Source organism: Chelatococcus albus (assembly GCF_030067675.1).
GTDB lineage: Bacteria > Pseudomonadota > Alphaproteobacteria > Rhizobiales > Beijerinckiaceae > Chelatococcus_A > Chelatococcus_A albus.
Genome location: NZ_JASJEV010000005.1, coordinates 159,852 through 180,407 on the forward strand (window position 1 = coordinate 159,852; position 20,556 = coordinate 180,407).

General features: G+C 68.3%; 23 protein-coding genes. 9 read left to right on the top strand and 14 right to left on the bottom strand.

Features of this window, described 5'->3' with window-relative positions; genetic code table 11:
- Positions 1–156: 156 nt before the first annotated feature.
- Positions 157–1,068 (bottom strand): phenylalanine 4-monooxygenase, encoded by a 912-nt coding sequence (gene phhA, locus QNA08_RS09865; protein WP_283740530.1) that lies wholly within the window; start codon positions 1,066–1,068, stop codon positions 157–159.
- 107 nt (positions 1,069–1,175) lie between these two features.
- Here phhA and QNA08_RS09870 point away from each other — a divergent pair, with 107 nt between their 5' ends.
- The 4 genes from QNA08_RS09870 to QNA08_RS09885 all read left to right on the top strand — a co-directional run bounded on the left by QNA08_RS09870 (position 1,176) and on the right by QNA08_RS09885 (position 4,744).
- A complete protein-coding gene (locus QNA08_RS09870; RefSeq protein ID WP_283740531.1) occupies positions 1,176–1,670 on the top strand; it encodes an Lrp/AsnC family transcriptional regulator in 495 nt (164 codons plus the stop codon).
- A gap of 183 nt (positions 1,671–1,853) precedes the next feature.
- Positions 1,854–3,092 carry an ABC transporter substrate-binding protein gene (locus QNA08_RS09875; RefSeq protein ID WP_283740532.1) on the top strand — a complete coding sequence of 413 codons (1,239 nt, stop codon included), beginning with the start codon at positions 1,854–1,856 and terminating at the stop codon, positions 3,090–3,092.
- A 223-nt stretch (positions 3,093–3,315) separates the two neighbouring features.
- The gene (locus QNA08_RS09880) at positions 3,316–3,834 is read left to right on the top strand and encodes a winged helix-turn-helix transcriptional regulator (protein ID WP_283740533.1); all 519 of its coding nucleotides are present in this window, start codon (positions 3,316–3,318) and stop codon (positions 3,832–3,834) included.
- Positions 3,827–4,744: an NmrA family NAD(P)-binding protein gene (locus tag QNA08_RS09885; protein WP_283740534.1), complete on the top strand. Its 918-nt coding sequence runs from the start codon at positions 3,827–3,829 to the stop codon at positions 4,742–4,744. Before QNA08_RS09880 ends, QNA08_RS09885 begins: the two co-directional genes overlap by 8 nt.
- 104 nt (positions 4,745–4,848) lie before the next feature.
- Here QNA08_RS09885 and QNA08_RS09890 read toward each other — a convergent pair whose 3' ends face one another.
- A complete protein-coding gene (locus QNA08_RS09890; protein WP_283740535.1) occupies positions 4,849–6,426 on the bottom strand; it encodes a 2-isopropylmalate synthase in 1,578 nt (525 codons plus the stop codon).
- Between the two features lie 499 nt (positions 6,427–6,925).
- Here QNA08_RS09890 and QNA08_RS09895 point away from each other — a divergent pair, with 499 nt between their 5' ends.
- Complete coding sequence (locus QNA08_RS09895; RefSeq protein ID WP_283740536.1) at positions 6,926–7,288, top strand: hypothetical protein; 363 nt, start codon at positions 6,926–6,928, stop codon at positions 7,286–7,288.
- Positions 7,289–7,392: 104 nt separating this feature from the next.
- A complete protein-coding gene (locus QNA08_RS09900; protein WP_283740537.1) occupies positions 7,393–7,635 on the top strand; it encodes a hypothetical protein in 243 nt (80 codons plus the stop codon).
- A gap of 46 nt (positions 7,636–7,681) precedes the next feature.
- Here QNA08_RS09900 and QNA08_RS09905 read toward each other — a convergent pair whose 3' ends face one another.
- The 8 genes from QNA08_RS09905 to QNA08_RS09940 all read right to left on the bottom strand — a co-directional run bounded on the left by QNA08_RS09905 (position 7,682) and on the right by QNA08_RS09940 (position 14,712).
- Positions 7,682–8,389, bottom strand: a complete 708-nt coding sequence (locus tag QNA08_RS09905) for an NUDIX hydrolase (RefSeq protein ID WP_283740538.1) — start codon at positions 8,387–8,389, stop codon at positions 7,682–7,684.
- The gene (locus QNA08_RS09910) at positions 8,386–9,291 is read right to left on the bottom strand and encodes a PhzF family phenazine biosynthesis protein (RefSeq protein WP_283740539.1); all 906 of its coding nucleotides are present in this window, start codon (positions 9,289–9,291) and stop codon (positions 8,386–8,388) included. The genes QNA08_RS09905 and QNA08_RS09910 overlap by 4 nt, the downstream gene beginning before the upstream one ends.
- Positions 9,292–9,414: 123 nt before the next feature.
- A complete protein-coding gene (locus tag QNA08_RS09915; protein WP_283740540.1) occupies positions 9,415–10,542 on the bottom strand; it encodes an endonuclease/exonuclease/phosphatase family protein in 1,128 nt (375 codons plus the stop codon).
- 91 nt (positions 10,543–10,633) lie between these two features.
- Complete coding sequence (gene pdxY / locus QNA08_RS09920) at positions 10,634–11,482, bottom strand: pyridoxal kinase PdxY (protein WP_283740658.1); 849 nt, start codon at positions 11,480–11,482, stop codon at positions 10,634–10,636.
- A gap of 121 nt (positions 11,483–11,603) precedes the next feature.
- A complete protein-coding gene (locus QNA08_RS09925) occupies positions 11,604–11,795 on the bottom strand; it encodes a DUF6494 family protein (RefSeq protein ID WP_283740541.1) in 192 nt (63 codons plus the stop codon).
- Positions 11,796–11,876: 81 nt separating this feature from the next.
- Entirely contained in the window at positions 11,877–12,896 is a 1,020-nt protein-coding gene (locus tag QNA08_RS09930; protein ID WP_283740542.1) for an ABC transporter substrate-binding protein, read from the bottom strand.
- A 57-nt stretch (positions 12,897–12,953) separates the two neighbouring features.
- Positions 12,954–13,748 (bottom strand): ABC transporter permease, encoded by a 795-nt coding sequence (locus QNA08_RS09935; protein WP_283740543.1) that lies wholly within the window; start codon positions 13,746–13,748, stop codon positions 12,954–12,956.
- Positions 13,749–13,851: 103 nt separating this feature from the next.
- Positions 13,852–14,712 (bottom strand): ABC transporter ATP-binding protein, encoded by an 861-nt coding sequence (locus QNA08_RS09940; protein WP_422679891.1) that lies wholly within the window; start codon positions 14,710–14,712, stop codon positions 13,852–13,854.
- Positions 14,713–14,850: 138 nt separating this feature from the next.
- Here QNA08_RS09940 and QNA08_RS09945 point away from each other — a divergent pair, with 138 nt between their 5' ends.
- Positions 14,851–15,375 (top strand): DedA family protein, encoded by a 525-nt coding sequence (locus tag QNA08_RS09945; RefSeq protein WP_283740545.1) that lies wholly within the window; start codon positions 14,851–14,853, stop codon positions 15,373–15,375.
- Positions 15,376–15,394: 19 nt separating this feature from the next.
- Here QNA08_RS09945 and QNA08_RS09950 read toward each other — a convergent pair whose 3' ends face one another.
- From QNA08_RS09950 to ilvC, 3 genes are all read right to left on the bottom strand, one after another.
- Positions 15,395–15,799, bottom strand: a complete 405-nt coding sequence (locus tag QNA08_RS09950; RefSeq protein WP_283740546.1) for a nuclear transport factor 2 family protein — start codon at positions 15,797–15,799, stop codon at positions 15,395–15,397.
- Positions 15,800–15,880: 81 nt separating this feature from the next.
- Complete coding sequence (locus QNA08_RS09955; protein WP_283740547.1) at positions 15,881–17,068, bottom strand: DUF3095 domain-containing protein; 1,188 nt, start codon at positions 17,066–17,068, stop codon at positions 15,881–15,883.
- A 160-nt stretch (positions 17,069–17,228) separates the two neighbouring features.
- The gene (gene ilvC, locus QNA08_RS09960; protein WP_283740548.1) at positions 17,229–18,248 is read right to left on the bottom strand and encodes a ketol-acid reductoisomerase; all 1,020 of its coding nucleotides are present in this window, start codon (positions 18,246–18,248) and stop codon (positions 17,229–17,231) included.
- A gap of 254 nt (positions 18,249–18,502) precedes the next feature.
- Between ilvC and QNA08_RS09965 the strand changes: the two genes are divergently transcribed.
- Positions 18,503–19,048 carry a DUF924 family protein gene (locus QNA08_RS09965; protein WP_283740549.1) on the top strand — a complete coding sequence of 182 codons (546 nt, stop codon included), beginning with the start codon at positions 18,503–18,505 and terminating at the stop codon, positions 19,046–19,048.
- Positions 19,049–19,346: 298 nt separating this feature from the next.
- A complete protein-coding gene (locus QNA08_RS09970) occupies positions 19,347–19,847 on the top strand; it encodes a hypothetical protein (RefSeq protein WP_283740550.1) in 501 nt (166 codons plus the stop codon).
- 147 nt (positions 19,848–19,994) lie between these two features.
- On the opposite strand, the gene ilvN is transcribed toward QNA08_RS09970, so the two are convergent.
- Complete coding sequence (ilvN, locus tag QNA08_RS09975; RefSeq protein ID WP_283740551.1) at positions 19,995–20,528, bottom strand: acetolactate synthase small subunit; 534 nt, start codon at positions 20,526–20,528, stop codon at positions 19,995–19,997.
- Positions 20,529–20,556: the final 28 nt, after the last annotated feature.

Here is a 20,556-nt window from a genome sequence, read left to right on the forward strand (position 1 = left end):
CGACGGCTCGGCGCCGCCGAAGTGATGCGGGTGTTACCAAAGCGGATCAGGGATGTCCAGCCCCGACCGGCGGCTGCGCGCGAATGGCGCAGTTGTCCACAGCCGCTCCTCGCACAGGATGGCCCACGAGCGCTCCATGCGGCCGGCAAGTCCCTGTCAGTTCGGAATTTTCGCCGCCCGCTGGCGCGCATATTCCCCCGTGCCGCGCGTCACCACCACGTCCTCGGCCAGCACGTCGCCGGGGTCGAGATCGGGGGCGTCGGCGATCGCGGCGAGGACGGGGCGCAGGTCCTCGACCGCGAGCGACGGCAGGCCGTCGAAGCCGTCGAGCACGAAATAGGTCTCCTGATAGTCGTCGATGCGGTAGCGGGTGCGCATGACGCGCCCGAGGTCGAAGCCGATGCGGTTGGGCGATGCGCTCTCGAGCGCAAAGCGCGTCTCCCCGGGGGAGGAGGCGATGCCGGCTCCGAAGATCCGCAGGCCGTCCGGCGTACGCATCAGCCCGAACTCGACCGTGTACCAGTAGAGGCGGGCCAGGCGGTGCAGCATCCCCTCCCCCATCAGGGCGATGCCCGCCTTGCCGTAGGCCTCGAGATAGTCGGCATAGTCCTGTCGCATGAGGAGCGGCACGTGGCCGAAGAGGTCGTGGAAGGCGTCCGGTTCCTCGATGTAGTCGAGTTCTTCCGGCTTGCGGATCCAGAAGGTGACGGGGAAGCGCCGGTTGGCGAGATGGGTGAAGAACACGTCGTCGGGCACGAGGCCCGGCACGGCGACGATGGTCCAGCCCGTGGTGCGGCCAAGCACGGCGTTGATGTCGCGGAAGTCGGGTATGCCCGTCGGGTGGATGCCGAGGGCATCAAGGCCCTCCAGGAAGACCGGCACGATGCGGCCGGGCAGGAGCGTGTGCTGGCGCTCGTAGAGCTTCACCCAGGTCGCGTGGTCCTCGGCGGTGTAGCGCTCGAAGCCCTGCGGAACGACGTAATCCGGCCCGTGTTCGAGTGCCGCCTCGGCGGCTGCGGCGCGAAGAGCATCGGCCATGGCGTCCTCCTCTCCTGTTCTTCTCGTCATGGGGGCAAGGATGGCACCTCTCGCGGGGTCTTTCCTTCCAATTGTCGGCCGCTCATGTCACATGTCGGTCATATAGTGACCGTGATGGCGTCGAAGGAGGGTTGTTCATGACCGATGCGTCGCACAGGGCCCGCCGCCGGCCGCTGGCCGCCGCCGACCGGCGCATCCTGAATGTCGTCAGGCGGGAGGGGCGCATCACCAATGCGGCGCTGGCCGAGCGCGTCGGCCTTGCCGCCTCGCCCTGCCTCAGGCGCCTGAAGGCGCTGGAGGAAGACGGGCTCATCACCGGCTACCGCGCCGAGCTCGACAGGAAGGCGCTCGGCTACGAGGTGGAGGCCTTCGCCTTCGTCAAGCTGGAGCAATCCGAGCCCGGCTGGCGCACGCGCCTCATCGAGGCCCTGAACCGTTACCCCGAAGTCGTCGCCTGCTATGCCATCACCGGCGAGACCGACCTCGTGCTGCGCATCGTCACGAGCGACATCGAGACCTACGGCGAATTCACCATGAACGCGCTGCTCACCCTGCCGGGCGTGGCGGACGTGCGCTCGAGCTTCGTGCTCTCGGAGATCAAGCCCGATCGCGGCGTGCCCGTGCCGGAGTGAGCGCGAGCCCCATGCGGGCATGCGCAAATTGCGCAGGTGGAGGGGAGGATACGCGCCTTCTCAACGGCGACAGGGCTCTCTAGCGTTCCGTGGCAAGAGGTCGTGTCGGCATCCGGTGCTGCACCCGCAGCGTCCGGACCGGGCCTCGCCAACGATGAGAACGATTGAGGGAGTGGAGCCTCGATGAAGGCAGCAAGTCTGTTGACGGCCGCGGCCGTCGCCCTGAGCCCCCTGGCAGCCGCGGCCCAGGGAGCCGGCGGCATCTCCGACGGCGTCGTCAGGATCGGCGTGCTCAACGACCAGTCGGGCGTCTATGCCGACTTCGGTGGCAAGTGGTCCGTCGCGGCGGCACAGATGGCGGTGGAAGACTTCGGCGGCAAGGTCAACGGCGCCTCCATCCAGGTCGTCACCGCCGACCACCAGAACAAGGCGGACATCGCGTCCAACATCGCCCGCCAGTGGTACGACGTCGACAAGGTCGACATGATCACCGAGCTCACCACCTCCTCCGTGGCGCTCGCCGTGCAGCAGCTCTCGCGCGAGAAGAAGAAGATCAACATGGTGACCGGCGCCGCCACCGCCGAACTCACCGGCAAGCAGTGCTCGCCCTACGGCTTCCACTGGGCCTATGATACCCATGCGCTCGCCGTCGGCACGGGCGGCGCGCTCGTCGAGAACGGCGGCGACACCTGGTTCTTCCTCACTGCCGACTACGCCTTCGGCTATTCGCTCGAGGAGGAGACCTCGAAATACGTCAAGCTCAAGGGCGGCAAGGTCACCGGCGCCGTGCGCCACCCGCTGGCATCGAGCGACTTCTCCTCCTTCCTCCTGCAGGCGCAGGCCTCCAAGGCCAAGATCGTCGGCCTCGCCAACGCCGGCCTCGACACGTCGAACGCCATCAAGCAGGCGGCGGAATTCGGCATCGTCGAGGGCGGCCAGCGCCTCGCCGGCCTCCTCTTCACCCTCGCCGAGGTGCATGGACTCGGGCTCAAGGCCGCGCAGGGGCTCGTGCTCACGGAAGGCTGGTACTGGGACCTCAACGACGAGACGCGCGCCTTCGCAAAGCGCTTCCAGGAGAAGACGGGGCGCATGCCCAACATGATTCACGTCGGCACCTATTCAACCGTCCTGCAATATCTGAAGGCGGTGCAGAAGGCCGGCACGGACGAGACGGAGGCCGTCGCCAAGGCGCTGCACGAGATGCCGGTGGACGACGTCTTCGCGCGAGGTGCCACAGCTGCCGGCAAGGCGCCAGGCAAGGTGCTCCCCAACGGCCGCATGGTGCACGACGTCTACCTCTTCGAGGTGAAGAAGCCCGGCGACAGCAAGGCGCCGTGGGACTACTACAAATATCTCGCCACGATCCCCGGCGATCAGGCCTTCATGAAGCCGGAAGCGAGCGGCTGCCCGCTGGTGCAGTAAGCTGCAAGGTCGCGGCCGGCACCGGTCGGCAGCGTCAGGCGCCCCGTGCCGCCCGGCACGGGGCGCTTGTCGTTCGGGAGCGCTGCGACGAGGACGCGTTGGGCAGCAGGCGGCTGGCGGCGAGCAGGCGGCGCCCAAGGCTCGGCTGCCCCTCCATCCGGCAATGCAATACCTCTCGTTTGGTTACTTGCATGATGCAAGCGACTCACCCCATAGTGCACCCATGCAGCGCACGAGCTTCCACGATGCCCTCTGCCCCATCGCCCGCGGTCTCGACGAGATCGGCGAATGGTGGAGCCTCCTCATCTTGCGGGACGCTTTCCGCGGCCTGACGCGCTTCGACGAATTCCAGCGGAGCCTCGGCATCGCCCCGAACATGCTGACGCGCCGCCTGCAGCGCCTGGCGGAGGCCGGGCTCTTCGTTCGCAAGGCCTATCAGGAGCGGCCGGTACGCTACGCCTATGTCCTGACGGAAAAGGGACGCGCCCTCTTTCCTGTCATCGCCGCTCTCGCCGCCTGGGGCGAGGAATGGGTGCCGCGCGGCACGGGCTTCACGCTGCGGTCGCGCGACACGGGCGCGCCCGTGCGACCTCTGCTCACGGACGCCCTGAGCGGCCGGGCAATCTCGCCCGCCCATGTGGAGTTGACGCTGTCCGCCGAGGAGAAGGCGGCACCGGTATCGGCTCCCGTCCACCCGGCGGCCGCAGCGGCCGCACGAGCGAAGGAGAGCACGCATGAATGAAAGGCCGATCCTGGTCACCGGCGCGACCGGCGGCCGCGGCAGCACAGGCGCGCATGTGGTCAGCCTGTTGCGGGCGCGGCAGGTGCCGGTTCGCGCCCTTGTGCGGCACCGTGACGGGCGCAGCATCCTCCTTGAGGCGCTCGGCGCCGAGGTCGTCGAGGGCGATCTCCTCAGGCCCACAAGCCTCGCGGAGGCGTTCGAGGGCGTGCGTGCCTCGTATTTCTGCTATCCCATGGCCGACGGGCTCGCAGACGCCGCGGTCAACGTCGCGGCAGCGGCCCGCCGGGCCGGAGTCCAGGCAGTCGTGAACCTGTCGATGATCCCCGCAGCGGAGGGCAGCCCGAGTCCGATCGCCCATGACCACTGGCGGGCGGAACGCATCTTCGATGATGCCGGCATCAGTACAGTCCACCTGCGGGCCGGGCTCTTCTATGAAAATCTCCTGCACACCTCCGCAGTGACAATCGCCGAAGAGGACTGCATCAGGCTGCCGTTCGGACACGGCCACACGAAGATGGCCATGGTGAGCGCACGGGACGTCGCGGCAGTCGCTGCGGCCGTGCTCACCGATCCCGCGCCGCATCTGTCGCGCACGATCCTCGTCACCGGCCCGGAGGCACTCAGCATCCGCGACGTGGCCGAGCGCTTCGGCCGCAGTCTTGGGCGGGAGGTCACATACGAAGATATGCCGCTCGAATCCTGGCGCGAAGCGCTCATGCAGTCCGAAGGGCCGAACATGCGCCTCGTCACGCATCTCCTCGTGCTCGCCAAAGCGCTGCAGCAGGGCATCAGTTTCGGCCAGACAACCGACGCCGTGCGCTCCATCGCCGGGGCGGAAGCGCTCTCCTTCGAAGGCTACGTGCGTAGCCATGCGCGGAGCTTCCGGCCGCTCACCACCGTGGTGGCCTGATCCCCCAGCACCAACGCAAAGGGCCGGCCCGGCGGCCGGCCCTCGCTCATGCCTCCAGCGCCCTTGGTGGCCGCTCCGGAGGACTGTCGAGCGACCGCCCCGGCTCACTCCGCCGCGTGCTGGGCGTGGATGCGCTCGCCTCGGGCGCGCAGCTTGTTCAGCGCCGAGAGATAGGCGCGCGCCGAGGCGACGAGCGTGTCCGGATCGGCGCCGCGGCCCGTTACGGACGTACCGTTGGCGGCGAGGCGCACGGACACCTCCGCCTGCGCATCGGTGCCTTCGGTGACGGCGTGCACCTGGTAGAGCTCGAGAGTGGCCTCGTGCGGCACGAGGGCGTGAATGGCGTTGAAGGTTGCGTCCACCGGGCCGTTGCCCTCGGCCTCCTCGGTGCGGATCACGCCGTCGATGTCGAGCTTGATCGTCGCGCGCTGCGGGCCGTGCGTGCCGGCGATGACCGACAGGGAGACGAGTTTCACCCGATCGTGGATCGTGTGGATCTGATCGTCGACGAGAGCCTCGATATCCTCGTCGTAGACGTCCTTCTTGCGGTCGGCGAGGTCCTTGAACCGGCGGAAGGCATCCTCGAGCACGTTGTCGCCGAGGTTGTAGCCCAGCTCCTCCAGCTTCTTGCGGAAGGCGTGGCGGCCCGAGTGCTTGCCCATGACGAGCGAGGTCTTGGTCACACCCACGGATTCAGGCGTCATGATCTCGTAGGTCTGGGCATTCTTCAGCATCCCGTCCTGGTGGATGCCGCTCTCGTGGGCGAAGGCGTTCCGCCCGACGATGGCCTTGTTGTACTGCACCGGAAACGAGGTCACCGCCGAGACGAGCTTCGAGGCGCGGGTCAGCATCGTCGTCTCGACGCCGGTGAAGAAGGGAACGGCGTCGCCGCGCGTCTTGATGGCCATCACGACCTCTTCGAGCGCCGCGTTGCCGGCACGTTCGCCGATGCCGTTGACCGTGCATTCGATCTGGCGCGCGCCGCCCTCGACGCCCGCCAGGGAATTGGCGACGGCAAGGCCGAGGTCGTTGTGGCAGTGCACGGAGAAGATCGCCTTGTCGGCGTTCGGCACCCGCTCGCGGATGGTGCGGAACATCGCCCGGTATTCGTCGGGAATGGCATAGCCGACCGTGTCGGGCAGGTTGATGGTCGTCGCGCCGGCCTTGATGGCGGCCTCGACGCACCGGCACAGATAGTCGATCGGCGTGCGCGTTGCGTCCATCGCCGACCATTCGACGTCATCGACGAGGTTGCGCGCCTGCGTCACCGTGGCGACGATGATGTCGAGCACCTCCTCCTCCGACTTGCGCATCTGGTGCGCCAGATGGATCGGCGAGGTCGACACGAATGTGTGGATGCGCGGCCGCTTGGCGCGGCGCACGGCCTCGCCGGCGCGGGCGATGTCGGCCTGGATGGCGCGCGCCAGCCCCGCGACGGTGGCGTTCTTCACGCGCTCGGCGATGAGCGACACGGCCTCGAAATCGCCGGCCGAAGCGATCGGAAAGCCCGCCTCGATGATGTCGACGCCCATCTCGTCGAGAAGATCCGCCACCTGGAGCTTTTCCTCCAGCGTCATGGTGGCGCCGGGGCATTGCTCGCCGTCGCGCAGCGTGGTGTCGAAAATGAGCACGCGGTCCTTGTCGGATACCGGCGCGGCGGCGGAAGTGGCGGCGTTCGTCATGGGTGTCGTCCTTCTCGGGCGGCGCCCCGAATCATGTCATGGGCGCTCGGGTTCGGTCCGCGGTGTCCGATCCCCTGAGAGCCCAGGCATGCGCGCCCAGCCGGCCCTCAGGGGCGGCTAAGGAGAAGAAGAAGGCCGGAAAGCTTCGCAGTCGGGAGAACGGCAGGCGCGACGGCTGCGGCGCGAGCCGCCCGCATCGTCACGTTGCTGGAGCCGGAATTCGTCACGGCTCGTCTCCCGCCTTGCCGCATCGGTTCTCGGACCCGCGGCGCATGAAACCTGCTCGCTTCTAGACGACTTGCCGCCTCCCTGGCAAGAGCCTCCCCGGCAAGGGCGCCCGCGTCGCGATGCCGGAATTCGCCGCCGCCGGCGGCTGGCGGCGAGGCCCGCATGGCTCCGATCGGAGCGCCGAGGCTCATCCGCGCGGTATCGGTTGACCGCGCGCCATTGCTGGCGATGGTGGTCGGCGTCCTTCGAATCGTTAGGAGCGGAGACATCGATGACGCTGCGCGCACCTCTGACCCTGGCCGGCGCCGCCCTGATCGGCCTCGTCGTGGCGGCCTGCAACACGAGCGGCCGTGAGACGGCGGCAGCCCCCGCCGCCGCGGCCAATCCCTACAGCGCGGCCGGCGCTCCGCAGTTCAGCGCCGGCGAATACGGCGGCGGCGCCTGCGGACAGCCCATCGCGGACTTCCGCAACCTCATTGAGCGCGACAACGTCACGGGCTTCGTCGGCCCGTCGGTCTACAAGCAGATCCTGCCCGAGATCGAGCGCGCGGGGGCTGCCTGTCGCGGCGGCCAGTCCGCCCAGGCGATCGCCATTCTCAACGCCACCAAGTCGCGCCACGGCTATCGCCAGTGAGACAGACCGATGCGGGCGGGAATAACCCCGCCCGCATCGGTGTTCTCCAGCCTGCGGAGCGGACGTGTCGACGGCGGCATCGTCGCTGCCGCAGGGAGGACGTCATGATCCGTCTCTTGACTTTGGCCGCAGCCGTTTCGCTGGGGCTCTCGCCGGCATTCGCCTTCCACTGCCCGGCCGACATGGCGAAGATCGACAACGCGGTGAAGACGGCGCAGTTGTCGGACGCCCAGAAGAAGGAAGTCGCCGAATATCGCGCCCAGGGCGAGACGCTGCACAAGGCCGGCAAGCACCAGGAGTCGATCGACACCCTCGCCAAGGCCATGAAGATCCTGAAGATCCAGTAAGGGTCCGCCGACGTCGCGATCCGCTGCCGCACCGGGGAGAGCCCCGTTACGCCGCCAGGACGTGCCGCAGGAAGGCCTGCGTGAAGAGCGGCATCGTCCGCGGGTCGATGTCCTCGACCCTGCGGACGATCCGCATGTCGGACAGCTCCGGCTCCTCCTGCGCCGCGAGCCAGTCGACGATCTGCGCCCGCAGCGCATCCGCGGGCAGGGCCGAGCGGACGTCGCGCATGAGGGCGATGCGCGGTCCGTGCAGCACCGCCGTCCAGCCCTCGGCAATCGTCACCTCGCTCGCCGCGAGGCCGGTTTCCTCGGCGAGTTCCCGCCCGACGCTGCCGAGGAGGTCGACCCGTCCGTCCGCCGTCACGTCGCCGGAATCGGGCGTGCCGGCGGGAAAATAGACCATGCCCGCGTTGGCCGTATGACGTCCCATGACGCCGAGAAGGTAGGCCCCGTCGGATGCCCTGAGCGCGGCCATGGCGAAGCAGTTGCGCACCTGCCGGTCGGGGAAGCCGAAGTCGCGCAGCGCCAGGAAGCTCGCATAGTCGGTCTCGCGGTAGCGGCTCGTCAGCACGCCATCGGCGATCCGGTGCTCGGTCGAGATGAGCACGCGGCCGTTGTAGAGCGCGGGCTTCTCGACGACGAGGCGGCGCCAGTGGGCCTCGATGGCGGCACGGTTGTCCTGCGCCCAGGCCCAGTCGCCCGGCGCGAGGCTCGCCTCGACACGGGCAAGCGGAACGATGACGGGCTCGCTCACAGGAACAGGGCCCCCTCGCTGACGACGACGGCCCGACCACCGATCGAGGCCTTGACCAGCTTGCCCCCGGAGATGGTGAGCGTCAGCGCGATCTGCGACGGCCGGCCCATGACGTAGCCCTGCTCGATGACGAGGGCGTGCTCGCCGTCCACCGGCCGATCGAAGTCGCGGATGGCACCAGCAAAGGCGGCGACGGCCGATCCCGTCGCGGGGTCCTCGCCGGTGCCGAGGTCGGGTGCGAACATGCGGGCGTGGAAGGCGTGCGCCGCGTCGACGGGCTCACGGCAATAGAGGAAGGCGTTGGCGCGCGGCCCGTCGCCGAAGGCCGCCGCCCACAGGGAGGGCCGACGCTTCGCCCGGTCGAGCGCGTCGCGGCCCGAGAGCGGCACCAGTGCATAGGGAACGCCCGCCGAATAGCGCGCCGGCACGTGGTTGTCGAAACCGATGTCGTCCGGCGAGAGGTCGAGAGCGGCGGCGATGTCCGCCACCTCGCCGAGCTCGCCGACGCGCTCGGGCAGCCGCGGCAGGGTGAAGGTCGCCTGCCCGCGCCCCTCCCCCTCGATTTCCACGGCGCAGGGCACGAGCCCGACCTTCTCCTCGAGGCCGAAGGCAAGCGCCCCGTGCCGCGCCCCGTGGTCGAGGAGGCCGAGCAGCACCGCCGTGCCCACGGTCGGATGGCCGGCGAAGGGCAGCTCCGTCGTCGGCGTGAAGATGCGGATGCTCGCCCGCTGGTGCTGGTCCTCCGGTGGCAGCACGAACACCGTTTCCGACAGGTTGAATTCGCGGGCAATGGCCTGCATTCCGGCGTCGCCGAGCCCCTGCCCGTCGAGGACCACGGCGAGCGGATTGCCGGCGAGCGCCTGGCCGGTGAACACGTCGAGCGTGAAGAAGCGGCGTCCCATGGCGTTGGTCCTCCTGAGCGAGAGCCTAGTGCATTTTCCGGCGAGGTGGGAACGGGATCGCCGGAGAAAAGGCGTCAAAACAAGGAGATAGAAGTGGCCTTCCGCCTCCCCGCTCGGGCGCGCCTAGTCCCGGCGCGCCGGCACTTCGATCTCGGCGACGAGCGGGCAATGGTCGCTCGCCTTCGGTCGGTCCCAGCCGACGCGCGGATAGCGGTCGTTCCGCGTCGCCAGATAGGCGATGGAGCGGTCCGGATGGGCCGGATCGAGCGGCACGCGATAGGGCAGGCCGCGACGCACGATGTCGATCCGCGGCGCAGGATTGGCCGCCGCCAATCCCGGCGACAGGAGCACGTAATCGAGCTGCATGTGCGTCTCGACGACGCGCCCGAGCGTCTCCGACCAGGCACGGCGGAAGTGCGTCCAGCGTGCCTCGGGCGGCAGATGAGCTGCGGCGTTCACGGCGAAACCGTCCATGAGCGGCTCGAGGCCGCTTTCGCCCTCGGCCGGTTCGATGCTCCCCCCCGGGCCGACGAAGGCGTCGCAGCCGTTGAGGTCCCCGAGCACGATCCAGTTCGCGGCAGTCCACGCATCGCCGAACCGCTGCTCGACCAGCCGACGCACCGCGCGCGCCTCGGCGCGGCGCAGCGGCAAGGTCATGGAGCGGCCGTCGGCCCGGCCGTTGTTCATCGACTTGAAATGGCAGACGAAGAGGGAGAGCGTCCGGTCGCCCAGGTCCAGATCGACCATCAGGCAGTCGCGCTGGAATACCCGGTCCGTCGGCGCGAGGCCGAGCCTGGCAATGTCGGCGTCATAGGCGTCGAGATCGGCGAAGCTCGCCTCCCGATGCGAGCGCTGCCGCACCGCCCCGGCCTGCGCGACGAGGTCACGGCGCGCGGCAAGGCCGACATCGATGCCGCGCCGGTCGTTGCCCTCGACGAGCCTGAAATGGCCGTAGCGCCTGTCGGCGATGCGATGCACGTAGTTGGCGAAGAAGGCTTCCAGTGCCGACAGGCTGTCCACTTCCTGCAGGGCGATGACGTCCGCTCGCGTCTCGGCGACGGCCAACGCCGTCATCTGCCGCTTGTCGTCTTCGAGCGCCGCGGCGAGCGACCGCTCGATGGTGTCACGATGCTGGCCGGAGGGAATCTCGAAGAGCGCCATCGCCGCCGAGGTGTCGGCCCGCCCGCTGCGGTCCATGCGCTGGCGGGCGATCAGGTTCTCGACGTTGAAGGTCGCGATGCGCAGCTTCATTCCCACCCCGTCGTTGCCCGAGCGGTCGCGGCTCGTCGGGACAACCGGCCGCCGCGGCAAGGGGCGCGGGTGCCCGCCGCTTCACGCCCTCTTACACCTTCTCCACCGGGAAGCGATGCGTCGGCGTGACGAACTCGTCCTGCGCCGCGACCGTCAGGATCTCGCGCGAGCCCGCCTCCTCCGTGCGCTTGAGAAGCCCGTAGATCGAGGCCGCCGCCCGGTCGAGGGCATGCGCTGCCGAGCGCGTGTCGAGATAATGCACGAAGAAGAGGGCGGCGACCGCGTCGCCCGAGCCGCTCACGCCGATCGACAGGCGCGGGGTGCGCACGCGGTAGAAGCCCTCCGCATCCGAGGCCAGCACGTCGATGGCATCGGCGGGCGTCTCCTCCGTCTGCAGGGAGGTGACGAGAACAACCCTCGGTCCCGTCGCGTGAACGGCCCGCACGGCGGCCTTCGCCTCGGCGAGGGTCTTCGTCTCGCGCCCGGCGAGATAGTCGAGCTCGAAATGGTTCGGCGTGATGACGTCGGCGGCCGGCACCGCCTGGTCCCTCATGAACTCGGGGATGCCAGGGCGCACGAAGATGCCGCGGCCGACGTCGCCGATGACCGGGTCGCAGCAGTAGACGGCCTTGGTGTTGGCCTCCTTTACCCGCCGGACCGTGCCGAGGATGGCGCCACCGATATCGGCCGAGCCCATGTAGCCCGACAGGACACCGTCGCATTTCGGCAGCACCCCGCGATCGGCAATGCCGTCGACCAGTTCCTCGATGGAGGGGGCATCGAAGACGCGCCCCTTCCAGGCGCCGTAGCCCGTGTGATTCGAGAACTGCACGGTGTGAATCGGCCACACCTCGACCCCGAGCCGCTGCATCGGAAACACCGCCGAGGCATTGCCGACATGGCCGTAGGCGACGTGCGATTGAATCGACAGGACGTGCATTTGATCCCTCCGCATGGGCGACCCTCCGTTTACGGTTCGCCTGGGATCGCGAGAAATGAAAAGGCGTGAGGGGATCCCTCACGCCCGCAGATGAATGCCGCGTGACGGCACGCCCGGCCGGTCAGCTCAGATCGATCGTCTCTTCGACGACGTGCTTCAGCGGCGCATTCTCGGCCGAGAGCGTCATGCGCAGCTTGAGCTCGCCGCCCTCGACCTTGCCCTCGCGCACGATGCGCTCGATCTCGCGCTGCGAGGTGACGCCCACCTGCTTGAGGAACTTGCGCACCGCCATGTTGAAGCGTTCCTCGTCCATTGCGAGCCTCCTTCGCGAACAGGGATGCGGCGGATGATATCACCCGCCGCAGGGGCCTCCTCGCCCGCCTCACGCATGGCCTCACATGCCGCCGGCCGCCGCCTTCTTCACGAAGCTGTCGACGAAGGTCTTGGAGAGCTCGACATTGGCATTGGCGAGCTCGGGGTCGAACTGTTTCAGCATGTCGAGGGCACTCTTCTGGCCGTCGGCCGGGATGACGCCGGTACGCGAATAGGTCTCCATCGAGGCCTTCACCGCGCGCGTGTAGAGCTCCTTGTCACCGAGCCAGTAGGCCTCCGGCACCGCCTTGGCGATATCCTCCGGCGTCGCCTTCTCCAGCCATTTCAGCGACTTGTAGAAGGCGTTGACGATCGCCTGCACCGTCTTCGGATTCTTCTCGATGAAGTCCTGCTTGAGGTAGACGACGGCGGCCGGATTCGAGCCGCCAAAGATCTCCTTCGTCCCCTTTTCGGTGCGCGAGTCGGCGATGACGGTGATCGTGCCGTCCACCTCGAGCTTGGAGATCACCGGGTCGAGATTGGAGATCGCCTCGATCTCGCCCTTCTGCATGGCGGCGACGGCGCTCATGCCGCCGCCGACACCGATATAGGCCGCATCCCTCGGATTGGCGCCCGCCTTGGCCATCAGGTAGTTGACGAAGAAATTGGTCGAGGAGCCGGGCGCTGTCACCCCCACCTTGAGGCCCTTGAGGTCGGCCGGCGACTTGACCTTGTCGGCCTTGTCCTTCTTCACCGCCAGCACGATGCCCGGAAAGCGGCCAAGCTCGATGACGGCACGGATGTCCTGGCCCTTGGCCTGCATGCGGATGGTGTGTTCATAGGCGCCGGTCACGACGTCGACCGAGCCGCCGACGAGCGCCTGCAGCGACTTCGCTCCGCCGCCGAAATCGTTGATCTCGACGTCGAGCCCCTGTTCCTTGAAGTAGCCGAGCCGCTCGGCGACCGTCAGCGGCAGATAGTAGAGCAGCGGCTTGCCGCCGACGCCGAGCACGAGTTTCGGCTTTTCCACCCCCTGTGCCAGCGCCCCGCCGGCCGCGAGCGTCAGGGCCGCCGCGGCGGCCAGCATCTTCAGGATCCTCATCGAAACCCTCCCGTTGCAATTCTTCATGACGTTGTTCGTCGCACGGATGGACCGCCGTCAGCCCTGCGCGGTCGCCGTCTGCGGCCCCGGCCGCCAGACGAGCAGCCGGCCCTCGATGGCCGAGACCAGAGTGTCGATGACGATGACGAAGACCGCGAGAACGAGCATGCCGGAGAAGACGCCCGTGACGTCGAAGACGCTCTCCGCCTCGTGGATCTTGTAGCCGAGCCCGCCCGAGGAACCGAGATACTCGCCGACGACGGCGCCGACGAGAGCAAAGCCCACCGACGTGTGCAGCGAGGAGAACATCCAGGTCAGCGCCGCCGGCCAGTAGACATGGCGCAGGAGCTGCCGCTCGTTCATGCCGAGCATGCGGGCGTTGGCGAGCACGGTCGGGCTCACCTCGCGCACGCCCTGGTAGACGTTGAAGAAGACGATGAAGAAGACGAGCGTGAAGCCGAGCGCCACCTTCGACCAGATGCCGAGCCCGAACCAGAGGGCGAAGATGGGCGCGAGCACCACGCGCGGCAGCGCGTTGGCGGCCTTGATATAGGGGTCGAAGATCGCCGCGAGCACTTGCCGGCGCGCGAAGGCGAAGCCAAGCAGGATGCCCGCGCCCGCGCCCGTGGCGAAGGCGAGCACCGTCTCGGCGAGCGTGATGCCGAGATGCCTCCAGATCTCGCCCGAGGCGAAGTCCTTCCACGTCCGCGCCAGCACGTCGAGAGGCGTGGAGAAGAAGAAGGGATCGAGGATCTTCTTGCCTGCGACAGGCACCGTCGACAGGACGTGCCAGACGACGAGGACGAGAAGACCGACCGCGATCTGCAGCGCGAGGAGTGTTGCGCGATTCATGAGTTTGGCCGTTGCTGTCGTTCTTCTGGCAAGATGGCGGGGCGGGCCGGCCGTCCCTCGTCGCTGAGCTGGACGCCGGCGCGGCGCGGATCGAGCCTCGGCCTCACGCCGTCCTCTCCCCCTGCGCATAGGCCTTCTGCACCTCGACGCGCAGCGTCGCCCAGATGGCCCTGTGGATCTCGTGAAAGGCCGGATCGACGCGGATCTCGGCGATGTCCCGCGGGCGCGGCAGCGGCACTGCATAGTCGCCGACCACCGTCGCAGCCGGCCCCGCCGACATGACGACGACACGGTCAGCGAGCGCGATCGCCTCCTCGAGATCGTGCGTCACGAACATCACCGCCTTGCGGTTCTCGGCCCAGAGCTGCAGGAGGAGATTGCCCATGATCTGCCGCGTCTGCGCATCGAGCGGCCCGAATGGCTCGTCCATGAGGAGGATCTCGGGGTCGCGGATGAGCATCTGCGCCAGCGCCACGCGCTTGCGCTGCCCACCCGAGAGCATGTGCGGATAGCGGTCGGCAAAGGCGGCGAGGCCGACGCGCCCGAGCCAGTCCCGCGCCCGCTCGAGCGCTTGCCCGCGCGCCACGCCCTTCGGCTCGAGCGCCACGGCGACATTGTCGACGGCCGTCTTCCACGGCATCAACGCATCCTGCTGGAAGAGATAGCCCGCCCGCCCGTTGAGACCGGCGATCGGCGCGCCGAAGATGTCCACCATCCCCGCCGAGGGCTTGAGCAGGCCCGCTGCGGCGTTGAGCAGCGTGGACTTGCCGCAGCCCGTCGGGCCGACAATGGCCACGAACTCGTTCGTGCCCACGGACAGATCGATTCCCTGGACGGCACGATAGGTGCCACCCTCCTTCAGGGCGAAGGAGATGGCGACGCCGGAGAGGCGCACCGACGGCACGCTTGTTGCGGCCTGCGTCCTCGGCACGGAAGTTTGTTGCACTGCAGCGAGAGAAACCATGGCGAAAATGTCGGCCGGAAAGGTCAGCCACACTACCCGACACGCCTCGCGGCGCAACCCTCGTCGGGGGAGAGTTGCATAACCGGCGCGCATGCCGACATAAGGATGTCACCGCTCCGGCCCGTCCCCATCGCTCCCATGACGTTCCAGACCTTCGTCGCCGACACCGTCGCCTTCGTGCGCGAGCACGAGGCATGGGCGCCGCTCATCGTCTTCGTCCTCGCCTTTGCCGAATCCTTCGCCTTCATCTCGCTGCTGGTGCCCGCCTGGGGCATCCTCATCGGCGTCGGCGCCCTCGTCGGCGCGAGCGGGCTCGAATTCTGGCCGGTCTGGCTCGGCGCGGCGGCGGGCGCCTCGCTCGGCGACTGGATCTCCTATCTCATCGGCTATTACCTGAGGGACCGGGCGGCCCATGTGTGGCCCCTCTCGCGCCACCCCGAGATGGTGGCGCGTGGCCATGCCTTCTTCGAACGCTGGGGAGCCTGGGGCATCTTCATCGGGCGTTTCTTCGGGCCGCTGCGGGCAGTGGTGCCGCTCGTCGCCGGCGTCTTCGCGATGTCGCAATTCCTCTTCCAGATGGCGAACGTGGCCTCGGCCATGGTGTGGGCCTTCGTCCTTCTCGCCCCGGGCGCGGCCATGCTCCATCGCTTCCTGCCGGCCTGAGGGCTCCGGTTGCGAAGTCTCAGGCAAGCAGCGCCGCCGCCTTGGCGGTATCGTAGAACTCCGTGAAGCTCGTGATCTTGCCGCGGTCGAAGCGGATGTAGTCGACAAGCTCCATCACGGTGCGCCGGCCCGTCCGGCGCCCGGTTACGGTCATGTGCCAGAGCACGGCTGCGCGCGCGCCGTCGACGAGGACGTCGTCGACGCGAATGTCGTCGAGTTCGTATTCGGTCTCGATCGCCAGAAGCGTTTCGACAATGGACTGCACGTCCTCGCAGTGGCGGGCGAACTTGGCGAGCGGCCCGCTGCCGATGAGGCGGAACGAGGGCTGTTCGGAAAAGAGCGCCAGGGTCTCGTCGAGACTGCCCCGAGCGCGCGCGGCATAGGCCGATACCAGACGTCGACGGATGGCGTCACGGTCGTCCATGGCCGGTTCCCCTTGGGTCACCCGGAGATAGCCTACCATGGCACCACATGACGAGAAGACGGGATCATGTTCACAAATAGTTCAACATGCGCCGCCGCCCGGCTCGCGTGGCAGCCGCCGTGCGCGCTTCAGCCGCGCTGCCGCGGCGGCATAGCCGCCGGTCGCCCCGTCGATGAAATGCACATGGTCGCTGCGCAGCGGCGAGGGCACAAAGCAGGTCATCATCGCGGCGGCCTGCCTATGAATGCCGTAGTCGGCGATGCCGGCCTCCTCAGCCGCCACCAGCAGGGCTTCGATGCGGTCCGCCAGCGCCGGCGTGCAGTCAAGGGTCAAGCGCAGGCCATCCTCGTACTTGCGGAAGTCGGCGTTCTCCACGAGCTCGGCGCAATAGCGCGCCGGATCGAAGCCGCCGACACGCAACCCGAACCGGAAGACGAGGAAGGCGGCCAGCGTTTCCGCCGCGAGCATAAGCCGTCGCAGCGCGAGGGAACCGCGCGGCCGGCGCGAGGCGCGCGCCTCGATCTCCAGGCCGGCCGGCGGCCAGCTCAAATGCAGCCCCGTATCCGGCAGCGGACGGCCAGCTTCGGCGGGATCGGCAGCTAGCGCAAGCAACGTGCCCACGAGCTGTCCGAACGCCTCCGACGTCTCGCCCGCCGCGGGAAGCACGATGACGGACAGGACGACGCCGCGCGTGGCCGCCATCTCCCGCCAGCGGCACGACAGGCCCGTGAGGTCGGGGCGTATGCCCGGCGGCGCCGGCTCCACTGCGAAGGCGCCGCGCTTCATCGCGGCCGTGGCCCAGGCGATCCCGCCCCCCGAGAACATGGCATAGTCCACATGGGGGGAAGCCGCGAAGCGCGCGACACGCACGTCGACCCCCTCTCCGCGGATGGCGCTCACGGGGACGAGCGCCGCGCGCAGGGTCAGGTCGAGATCGTCGCGCACCCAGGCGGTGGTCGCCGCGAGCGCCTCCTGCGCCCTCGCCGCGTGCTCCGGCGCGAGGGCGAAGCTCGCCCCGTCGCCACCGAAGGCGAAGGGGAAGGCCTGGGTACCGAGGGCGTTGGCGATTGCGGCAATAGCCGCCGCACCGGCGGTGTTCACCGCCTTGTAGCGCCCGGCCTCGATCGCCCTGGTCGAGGCCACGACATCGGTCAGCCCAACCAGCCAGTCATCCGGCAACGGCTTGTAGAGCCCCGGGTCCATGAGGCTCGCGAAGCCGGCGAACACCGGCACGCCGGCATAGAAGTCGTCCTGCCTCGCTTCCGTCATGAGCACACCCCGATCTCGTCCGGCTACGTTAGCAGGTACGCTGGCTGCAGCATCCGAGTTACCGGCAGCGCACAAAAAAGGGGCGCGCCCACCGGCGCGCCCCTGCCACGCTGGAACCCGGCCCATCCCGCCGCAGCGGGACCGGCCATCGTCGCCCGGCTCAGTTCCTCGACTTGTCGACGAGGGCCTTGGCCTTGATCCAGGGCATCATGGCGCGCAGCTTCTCACCCACCTCCTCGATCTGGTGGGCGTTGTTGCGGGCCCGGGTGGCCTTGAACGAGGTCTGGTTGACCTTGTTCTCCAGCATCCAGTCGCGCGTGAACTTGCCGGACTGGATGTCGGCGAGGACGCGCTTCATCTCGGCCTTCGTCTCAGCCGTGATGATGCGCGGGCCCGTGACGTACTCGCCGTACTCGGCCGTGTTGGAGATCGAGTAGTTCATGTTGGCGATGCCGCCCTCGTAGATGAGGTCGACGATCAGCTTCACCTCGTGCAGGCACTCGAAATAGGCCATCTCGGGCGCATAGCCCGCCTCCACGAGGGTCTCGAAGCCCGCGCGGATGAGCTCGACGAGACCGCCGCAGAGCACGACCTGCTCGCCGAAGAGGTCGGTCTCGCACTCTTCCTTGAAGGTGGTCTCGATGATGCCGGCGCGGCCGCCGCCGTTGGCGGAGGCGTAGGACAGGCCGAGGTCATGGGCGTTGCCCGTCGCGTCCTGGTGGATGGCGATGAGGGTCGGCACGCCGCCGCCGCGCTGGTACTCGGAGCGCACCGTGTGGCCGGGGCCCTTCGGCGCCACCATGAGCACGTCGAGATCCTTGCGGGGCTCGATCAGGTTGAAGTGGACGTTGAGGCCATGCGCGAAGAGAAGCGCGGCGCCCTGCTTCATGTTGTCGTGCAGCTCGTCGCGATAGATGTCCGCCTGCAGCTCGTCGGGCGTCAGCATCATGATGACATCGGCCCACTTCGCCGCTTCGGCCGGGGTCATCACGGTGAAGCCCGCGGCTTCCGCCTTGGCGCGCGTCGCCGAGCCGGCCTTGAGCGCGATGCACACGTCCTTGACGCCCGAGTCCCTGAGGTTGAGCGCATGGGCATGGCCCTGGCTGCCGTAGCCGATGATCGCGACCTTCTTGCTCTTGATCAGGTTGATGTCAGCGTCGCGGTCGTAATAAACGCGCATGAGATGCCCCTTCCTTGGCATGATTGTTAGGCTACCGCGCCGTGCGGGCTCACGTCCTGTCGCGCGGGCGCCGCGGCCGGGAGAACCGAAAGGCAAGCGCGCCTTATGCCTGCGGCGCGCGGCGGGTCAAGTGAGAATTGGGCAGGGCAGCCGCGCGATGGCGCCGGGGCGGCGGGCGATTCGCACGACGACGGGTGCAGGCCGGTTACGCCGGGGCGCATCGGGCACGGACCGGGTATGCGAGGAGAGCAGGCATGACCATGGCCTCGGCGGAAGAGGTCGTCGCCTTCTGGCGCGATGCCGGACCGAAGAAGTGGTTCGCCAAGGACGCGGCTTTCGACGCCGCTGTGACGGCGCGCTTCCTCATGACACACGAGGCGGCCGCCGGGGGGCGCCTCGGCGACTGGGAAGCGACGCCCGAGGGCGCGCTCGCCCTCGTCCTGCTGCTCGACCAGTTTCCCCGCAACATGTTCCGCGGGCAGGCACGCGCCTTCGGCACCGACGCCGCCGCCCGCGCCGTGGCGGCGCGCGCCCTTGCACAGGGCTTCGACGGTCTGGTCGAGCCATGGCTGCGCGGGTTCTTCTACCTGCCCTTCATGCATTCCGAAGATCTCGCGGACCAGGAACGCTGCGTCGCGCTCTATGCGGCCGCGGGCGACGCCGACGGCCTCGGATGGGCCGAGCGTCACCGCGACGTCATCGCTCGCTTCGGCCGCTTCCCCCACCGCAACCCGGCGCTCGGGCGGGACACGACGGAGGAGGAACGGCGCTTTCTCGACGACGGCGGTTTTGCCGGCTGAGCGCACCAGGGCGGCCTCCGCGACGGCCGAGGCGAGGAAGCCTCCCCCGGGGGCCCGCAGCCCGGCATCGCGGGGCTCCCGCGGGCCGGGTCCGGGATGAGGGGCCGCGGTGAACGCCGACCTGCCCAGGGCCAATGCCCTGCATCCGCGGAGCGTCCCTGACGGAAAGGGATGTCTTGACAAGATCTGCACGTATAACGAGTATCTTTTCGTTGTCAAAATCGTTGGTTGCGTAAACTTTCCCGGAGAACGCAGCCATCAGTTGCGATGACAATAATTATTCGATCTGGAGGAAATTATGCGTCACATTCTCATTGCGGCTGCATCGGCGGCGATCGCAACCCTTGCCCTCACGACCGGCGCCCGTGCGGACGTCTATTTCTGCGGTCAGGGCAATCTCACCGTGCAGAGCCCGTCGACGAACGAGATGGGCATGATCGTCGCCACGGCGACCAATCCGACGACCGCCAACCAGATCGTCTACAAGCTCGACAACTACTACAAGGAGGGCGCCGGCGCCTATTGGACGCAAGGCTACGGCACCGTGCAGCTCACCGGCGGCACGAGCTGCTGGCTGCTGGCGGCCTCCTCGAAGCAGTCGACGCCGAGCGGATCAAGCCAGTGGGCCTGCGACATTCCCACGGCCATCATCCCGCAGCCGAACGGCTTCACCGTGTCGTGGATGGACCCGCGCAACTACCAGGTGGTTCAGTTCGCGAACTTCACCGGCCCCTCGTTCGACCCCAACTCGCTCTACGCCTACGCGGGTGGCCCCAACTGCCCGCCTGCGGGGCAGTGAGGCGCCGCGTCCCGAGTCTCGCGTGACGCGCGGACGGCCGCAAGCGAGCTTGCGGCCGTCCGTCGCTGAGACCGCCGGTCGGTCGTCGGCCACGACGGCTCGTCCACGGGAACATCCCACGGCAGGATCGGCCGGAGGGGATGATCGCTACATCCCCTCCGCCCCGCGGCTCATCGCGGCGATGCCTGTGCGCGAGACCTCGACGAGGCCGCAGGCCGTCATCATCTTGATGAAGCGCTCGATCTCGTCGCTGCCGCCCGTCAGCTCGAAGACGAAGGAGGTGAGCGTGGCGTCGAGCGTGCGCGCGCCGAAGGCCTGGGCGAGGCGCATGGCCTCGACGCGCTGCTCGCCCTTGCCCACGACCTTCAGCAGGGCAAGCTCGCGCTCCACCGCCTCACCCTGCACGGTGAGATCGTTGACACTGTGCACGGGCACGAGGCGGCCGAGCTGCGCCTTGATCTGCTCGATGACATGCGCCGTGCCCGTGGTCACGATGGTGATGCGCGACAGATGCTTCTCGTGCTCTGTCTCCGAGACGGTGAGGCTCTCGATATTGTAGCCGCGCCCCGAGAACAGGCCTGCGATGCGCGCCAGTACGCCGGGCTCGTTGTCGACGATGACGGCGAGCGTGTGACGGGCGAGCGGCTCGGCCGCCGGCGCGTCGGAATAGTGGGACTTCATCGGCGGGGCTCCGAAGGGAGATGGGGGC